This window comes from Sphingobium ummariense RL-3, from assembly GCF_000447205.1.
Lineage (GTDB): Bacteria > Pseudomonadota > Alphaproteobacteria > Sphingomonadales > Sphingomonadaceae > Sphingobium > Sphingobium ummariense.
Genome location: NZ_AUWY01000010.1, coordinates 1 through 3,813, shown reverse-complemented (window position 1 = coordinate 3,813; position 3,813 = coordinate 1). Strand labels below are relative to the sequence as shown.

The 3,813-nt window shown below is 68.6% G+C and carries 3 protein-coding genes and 1 pseudogene; 2 read left to right on the top strand and 2 right to left on the bottom strand.

Annotation, left to right across the window (positions count from 1 at the left end; translation table 11 throughout):
- Positions 1–537: RsmE family RNA methyltransferase (locus M529_RS25405; protein WP_021316093.1), on the bottom strand; the 537-nt coding region annotated here is incomplete at its 3' end.
- A gap of 122 nt (positions 538–659) precedes the next feature.
- Here M529_RS25405 and ubiA point away from each other — a divergent pair.
- Positions 660–1,559 carry a 4-hydroxybenzoate octaprenyltransferase gene (ubiA, locus tag M529_RS25400; RefSeq protein ID WP_021316092.1) on the top strand — a complete coding sequence of 300 codons (900 nt, stop codon included), beginning with the start codon at positions 660–662 and terminating at the stop codon, positions 1,557–1,559.
- Positions 1,556–3,013, top strand: a complete 1,458-nt coding sequence (locus M529_RS25395; protein ID WP_021316091.1) for a phospholipase D-like domain-containing protein — start codon at positions 1,556–1,558, stop codon at positions 3,011–3,013. Before ubiA ends, M529_RS25395 begins: the two co-directional genes overlap by 4 nt.
- A gap of 12 nt (positions 3,014–3,025) precedes the next feature.
- Here M529_RS25395 and M529_RS25390 read toward each other — a convergent pair.
- Positions 3,026–3,813, bottom strand: a pseudogene (locus tag M529_RS25390) (chromosome segregation protein); the annotation flags it as partial.

The window sequence follows — 3,813 nt, the reverse complement described above, 5'->3', positions numbered from 1 at the left end:
GCCGCCGGTCTCGTCGGCGAAGAACAGGCGGCGGCCGGCGGGCCAGTCCCGCAGCAGGGCGTCGAGCTTCACCATCGCGGCGAGTTCCGGCAGGGCGGTGCGGCCGCATTGTTCGGCCGCCTCGACCAGATGGGCGTGGAGCCGGTCGAGGTTGAGCCTGTCCACCACCGCGCGGCGGGTGAGGACGGGCTGGAGTCGCGCAACGCCCAGTTCGCAGGCCTTTTCGGCGATGAGGTCGATGCGGCCCTTCTTGATCGGCGCGCAGCAGAGCCAGAAATCGGGGACAAGCTCCGGCGGCTTCGTCCGTTCGACGCATTCGAGCACGAGGTCGCGCTTGCGCAGGTCGCGCACCCGCGCCGCCCATTCGCCGGAGCGGCCGTCGAACAGCAGCACGATATCGCCCGGCTTCACCCGCATCACGCTGATGAGATAATGGGCGGGATTGCCGTCCACGGGCACCGCGACGCCTTCATCCAGCAGGGTTTCGACGTGGAGGCGCGGGGCGCTCTGCGGCGGCCAGGCGGGCGTGGCGGTCATATGGGTCTAAACTCCGTTCGGGCTGATCCCTTCGACGGGCTCAGGACAGGCTTGTTGAAGCCCCGTTCTTCTCTAAAGAGCAGGACTGCCCTTCGACAAGCTCAGGGCGAACGGAGCATGGGTTGAACATAATCGTTCCCGACAGCGAGGCGCGCGGGCTGGTGGAGCGGCTGCCGGCGGTGCCGCGGGCGCTGGCGCTGCTGGCGCGGCTGGACCGGCCGATCGGCTGGTGGCTGCTGTTCTGGCCCGGCGCCTGGGCGGTCGCGCTGGCGGGAGGCGCGCGGGAACGTTGGCCGCTGGTCCTGTGGCTGCTGCTGGGCAGCATCGCGATGCGCGGCGCCGGATGCGTGTTCAACGACATCGTCGATCGCGATCTTGACGCCAGGGTGGCGCGTACCGCGTCGCGTCCGCTGGCGAGCGGCGCGGTATCGCTGAAGCTGGCCTGGGCGTGGCTGTTGTTCCTTTGCCTGGTCGGGCTGGTCGTGCTGCTGCAGCTGCACCTTTACGCCCAGGGCGTGGCGCTCGCCTCGCTGGCGCTGGTCGCGGCCTATCCCTTCATGAAGCGGATTACGGGATGGCCGCAGCTGTGGCTGGGCCTCGTCTTCTCCTGGGCGGCACTGGTGGGGTGGAGCGAGACGGCGGGTGCACTTACCGCGCCGGGACTGCTGCTTTATGCGGGCACGATTTGCTGGGTCGTGGGTTACGATACCATCTATGCGCTGCAGGACCGGGAGGATGACGCGCTGATCGGGATAGGTTCGAGCGCCCTGTCTATGGGGCGCCATGTGCGCATCGGCGTGGCGCTTTGCTATGCGCTGGCGCTGGCCCTGTGGGCGGCCGCGATTTGGCAGGTGCGGCCGCAGGCGCTGGCGCTTGTCGCCCTGCTGCCGATGGCGGGACAGCTCGCCTGGCAGGTCGCGACGCTGAAGGAGGACGGGGCCGATCCGCTGGTCAAGTTCCGGTCCAACCGTTTCGCCGGGCTGCTGCTGTTCCTGGCCTGCCTGGTCGTGGGCAGCGCATGACGGGACCGCGCGAGGGCGAGGATTGCTGGCGGATCGCGCGGGCCGCGAAGGCAAGCGTCGTCGTCGACGCCGAAGCCTATTTCCGCCATGCCCGCACAGCGATGCTGAAGGCGAAGCGGCAGATCATGCTGATCGGCTGGGACTTCGACGCCGCGATCACGCTGATCCGCGAGGACGAGGCGAAGGACGATGCGCCGCTGGTCATCGGCGAGTTCATCAGCTGGCTGGTCGAGCGGACGCCGGAGCTGGAGATCTTCCTGCTGCGCTGGGACGTCGGCGCGATCAAATCCATGCTGCGGCCGTCCAACCTGTTCACCACCCTCAAATGGAAGGCGCATCCGCGCATCACGGTGAGACTGGACAGCCATCACCCTGCCGGCGCGTCCCATCACCAGAAGATCGTGGTGATTGACGACTGCTTCGCCTTCTGCGGCGGGATCGACATGACCGGGGACCGGTGGGACACGCGGCATCATCGCGACGAGGAACCCGGGCGGCGCCATCCCGACGGGTCGCCTTATGGCCCGTGGCACGATGCCACGACGGCGCTCAAGGGGCCGGTGGCGGCCGCGCTGGGCGAGCATGCGCGCAATCGCTGGAAGGGCGCGGGTGGCAGGCAGTTGGAGCCGGTCGAGGGCGAATATGAATGCTGGCCCGATGCGCTGCCGGTGCAGTTCGAGAATGTCGACGTCGCCATTGCGCGGACGGCCCCGAAGATGGACGACCAAGAGGAACTGACCGAGATCGAGCGGCTGTACCTGAGCCAGATCGCGGCGGCGAAGCGCTCCATCTATGCCGAAAGCCAGTATTTCGCGTCCCGCCGGATCGCGGAGGCGATCGCCGAAAAGCTGGGCGAGGAGGACGGGCCGGAGATCGTCATCGTCAATCCCGAGCAGGCCGACGGCTGGCTGGAGCAGCAGGCGATGGATACGGCACGGGCCCGGCTGTTCGAGGCGCTGAAGGCGCGCGATCCGCACCGGCGGCTGCGCATCTATCATCCGTTCACCACGCGCGGCGCGCCGATCTACGTCCATGCGAAGGTGCTGATCGTCGACGACCGGATCATCCGGGTGGGATCGTCGAACATGAACAACCGGTCGATGCGGCTCGACACCGAATGCGACGTCTGCATCGATGCCGCGCTGCCGGCCAATGCGGGGCACGAAGCGGCGATCGTGCGCATCCGCGACGGGCTGATCGCCGAGCATCTCGATCTGCCGGTCGAGCGCGTGGCGGCGGTGATCGCCGAGCGCGGCCTGATCGGCGCGATCGAGGAATTGCGAGGAAAGCCGGGCAAGACGCTGAGGCCCTATCGCACGCCCAATCTCAGCGACGTGCAGGCCTGGCTGGCGGACAATGAGGTGCTGGACCCCGAAGGTCCGGACGAGATGTTCGAGCCGATCGACGATCGCGGCCTGTTCCGCCGCCTGCGGAGCTTCGGCCGGCGGGATTAGCGGCCCGGTCGGCTATTGCGCCGCCAGGAGCGCCTCCGCCCCGCCCAGGTTGACGGAGACGAGGCGGCTGACGCCGCGTTCCACCATCGTCACGCCGAACAGGCGGTGCATGCGGGCCATGGTGACGGCATTGTGGGTGACGATCAGGTAGCGCGTGTCGGTCTGTCCGACCATCGCGTCCAGCAGGTCGCAGAAGCGCTCGACATTGGCGTCGTCGAGCGGCGCGTCGACCTCGTCGAGGACGCAGATCGGCGCGGGGTTGGTCAGGAACAGGCCGAAGATCAGCGCCACGGCGGTCAGCGCCTGCTCCCCGCCCGACAAAAGGGTGAGTGCGGCGAGCTTCTTGCCCGGCGGCTGGGCCATGATCTCCAGCCCGGCCTCCAGCGGATCGTCGCTGTCGATCAGTTCCAGATGGGCCTGGCCGCCGTTGAACAGGGTGGTGAAGAGGCGGCGGAAATGGCCGTCCACCGCCTCGAAGGCGGCAAGCAGGCGCTGGCGCCCCTCGCGGTTGAGGCTGCCGATCGAGCCGCGCAGGCGGTGGATCGCCTGGGTCAGCTCCTCGCTCTCGGCGCGGCTGGCGGCCTGCGCCGTCTCCAGTTCCTCCAGCTCCTGCGCGGCGACGAGGTTGACCGGGCCGATGCGCTCACGCTCGGTCGAGAGGCGGTCATGCTCGGCCTGCTCGGTCTGGGCGATGCGGATCTCTCCGCTGGGGAAGCCGATGCGTTCGGGCAGCAGCACGGGCGGACATTCGAAACGCTCGCCCGAGAGGCGGTTGGTCTCCAGCCGCCGCTCGTCGGCGG